The sequence below is a fragment of the Mesorhizobium sp. M6A.T.Ce.TU.002.03.1.1 genome, from assembly GCF_003997275.1.
In the GTDB taxonomy this organism is placed as follows: Bacteria; Pseudomonadota; Alphaproteobacteria; order Rhizobiales; family Rhizobiaceae; genus Mesorhizobium; species Mesorhizobium mediterraneum.
Map to the genome: position 1 here is coordinate 1 of NZ_RZTI01000266.1, position 2,003 is coordinate 2,003.

2 protein-coding genes are annotated in these 2,003 nt (G+C 62.2%); one reads left to right on the forward strand and one right to left on the reverse strand.

What is annotated here, in order from left to right:
- Positions 1 to 625: diacylglycerol kinase family lipid kinase (locus tag EOC93_RS33365; RefSeq protein ID WP_127206737.1), on the forward strand; the 625-nt coding region annotated here is incomplete at its 5' end.
- A 149-nt stretch (positions 626 to 774) separates the two neighbouring features.
- Here EOC93_RS33365 and EOC93_RS33370 read toward each other — a convergent pair.
- Complete coding sequence (locus tag EOC93_RS33370) at positions 775 to 1,986, reverse strand: mandelate racemase/muconate lactonizing enzyme family protein (RefSeq protein WP_127206738.1); 1,212 nt, start codon at positions 1,984 to 1,986, stop codon at positions 775 to 777.
- Between the last annotated feature and the right edge of the window lie 17 nt (positions 1,987 to 2,003).

Genomic DNA, 2,003 nt, shown 5'->3' on the forward strand with positions numbered 1-2,003 from the left:
CCTGCCTGCTGAGGTCGACCTGACGCTGAAGCGTATCGCCCAGGCCAAAGCTCGCAAGGTCGATGCCGGCCGCATCTCCTATGTCGACGATCATGGCGCGCTGGCCAGCCGCCATTTCATCAACATCGCCAGCCTCGGTCTTTCGGGCGCCACCGACCGCGCGGTCAACGCCGACAAGCGCAAGGGCAGGGTGTCGGCCAAGGCGCTGTTCTACTGGCGCACCGTGTGGGAATTCATGCGCTACCGGTTTCAGGACGTTGTGATCACCGTCGACGACGGCGTCCCGGTCGAGGCGCGGGTGGCGCTGGTGGCGGTGGCCAACGGAAGATTCTTCGGCGGCGGCATGATGATCGCGCCGGATGCCGAAATGGACGATGGACTATTCGACATCGTCATCCTGCGCGCGGCGGGGAAGCTGAAACTGATCTGGGACATCCGGCTGCTCTATGGCGGGCGGCATCGCGACCATCCGGCAATCACCATTTTGCGCGGCAAGAAAGTGGTTGTCGAACCGCTCGGCGATGTGCAAAAGAACGCCGCGCTCGTCGACATAGACGGTGAATCGCCGGGGCGCATACCAGCGACCTTCGAGATCCTGCCCGGCACGCTGACGCTCAGATATTGAATCAACGTGCTGAGAGACTGATTCAAGTCCTTTAGGGCGTGATTCCGGCGATCCGGCCAACATGCTGGAATTGCGTGGCAATTACCTGATGGCAGAACTCGATCTTAGCCGGAAACCCGGCGTGCGATGAAGGCATAGCTCTCGCGCGATCACGGCATCAACGGCGTCTGCATCATCTGCAAATGCAGGTCCGTGCCGGTCCAGGGATGCGCCTCGCAGACGGCCTCGTCGAGCTCGACGCCAAGGCCTGGCTCCTTCGACGGAATGACGTTGCCGTCCTGCCATTCGATCCTCTTCTTCAGCAGCTTTTCGTGAAAACCGTCCCACTGCTTCAGCGATTCCAAGATGAGGAAGTTGGGCAAGGTCACGGCAAGCTGGATGTTGGCTGCACCGACGATCGGCCCGCAATAGCAGTGCGGCGCGATTTGGATGTGATAGGCCTCGGCCATGGCGGCGATCTTCTTGGTTTCGAGAATGCCGCCGGAGCGGCCGAGATCCGGCTGCAAAATGCTCGCGGCGCGGTTCTCGATGACACGGGCAAATTCGAACTTGGTCGTCAGCCGCTCGCCGGTGGCGATCGGGATCGACGTGCCGCGCGCCACCTGCGCCATCACTTCTGGCATATCGGGCGGCACCGGCTCCTCGAACCACAGGGGGTCGTAGGGTTCGATGGCGCGGGCCATGCGCAGCGCGCCCGATGCGGTGAACTGGCCGTGCGTGCCAAACAGGATGTCGGCCCTTGTGCCGACCGCCTTACGGATCGCTTTGACCATGCGGGCGGAGAGATCGATGTCGACGAGGCGCGGCTGATGACCGTCAAAGGCGGTGTAGGGGCCAGCCGGGTCGAGCTTGACGGCATTGAAGCCCTGCTCGACATATTCGAGCGCGCATTCGGCCGCCAGGTCGGGATCGTTGTAGACGTTCTTGCCGCGCGCATCCTCCGAATGGACGCTGCCGGTGTGCGGGTAGAGATAGGTGTAGGAACGCAGCGTCTCGTGCACCTGCCCGCCGAGCAGCTTGTAGACCGGCTTGCCGGCTTCCTTGCCGATAATGTCCCAGCAGGCCATTTCGAGCGCCGAGAAACAGCCCATGGCGGAAACGTCCGGACGCTGGGTGAAGCCGGAGGAATAGGCACGGCGGAAAAAGTTCTCGATGTCGTGCGGATCGCGGCCGACGAGATAGCGCTCGGCCATATCCTCGACCATCCTGGCGGTGACATGCGCGGAGAAAGTGGCGTTGTAGGCCTCGCCATAGCCAACGACGCCGCCGTCGGTGGTGAGCTTGACGAAGATGAAATACTTGCCGCCGATGCCGGGCGGCGGATTGCCGACGACCCAGGTTTTGACGTCGGTGATTTTCATTTTTGATCCTCCAGAAC